Source organism: Streptomyces hazeniae, assembly GCF_031845485.1.
Taxonomy (GTDB): Bacteria; Actinomycetota; Actinomycetes; order Streptomycetales; family Streptomycetaceae; genus Streptomyces; species Streptomyces hazeniae.
This window is the reverse complement of record NZ_JAVREQ010000131.1, coordinates 1-477: the sequence shown is the minus strand read 5'-3', so window position 1 is coordinate 477 and position 477 is coordinate 1. Positions and strand designations below refer to the sequence as shown.

Below are 477 nucleotides of genomic sequence, written 5' to 3'. Positions count from 1 at the left end.
TCAGCTGCTGCTCTTGTTCCGTCACTGACCCACCCCTGTCCGAGAAAACGTGCTCGAACAATAGCGCGCGGTGCCGTGAGGGTTCCTACCGCCCGGAGGCCTGGTCGACGCTGCGGTCCGGCCGCTGACCGTTCAGCCGCGCCACCACGTAGTCGGCTGCCTGATCCGTCAGCCCGTTGGCGGCGTACAGGTTGTGCGCGTTGTTGTCGCTACCCGTCGGCGAGCACACCGGATCCTCCGGGATGCACAGATCATCGGTCTTGGCGGCGTACCGGGTGCCGACCGTGATCGGCGGTGCTCCGGTGTAGATCATCTGCAGGAAGCCGCTCGACGGCTTGCCGAACAACGCCACCGCGGCGACATGGTCTGCCACCCCCGCGGGCAGCGGGCCGGTGATGCTCGGCGGAAGCGCGAAGCCCTGCGGCACGGCATCCTCGGTGAGGTAGGCGGCCACCGCCGCACCCTGCGAGAAGCCAC

Annotated in this window: 1 protein-coding gene; it reads right to left on the bottom strand. The window is 68.3% G+C overall.

Annotated features, from left to right (window positions below):
- Positions 1-85: 85 nt before the first annotated feature.
- Positions 86-477, bottom strand: a 392-nt coding sequence (locus tag RM572_RS28950) for a cutinase family protein (RefSeq protein WP_311676329.1), incomplete at its 5' end; no start/stop codon positions are given.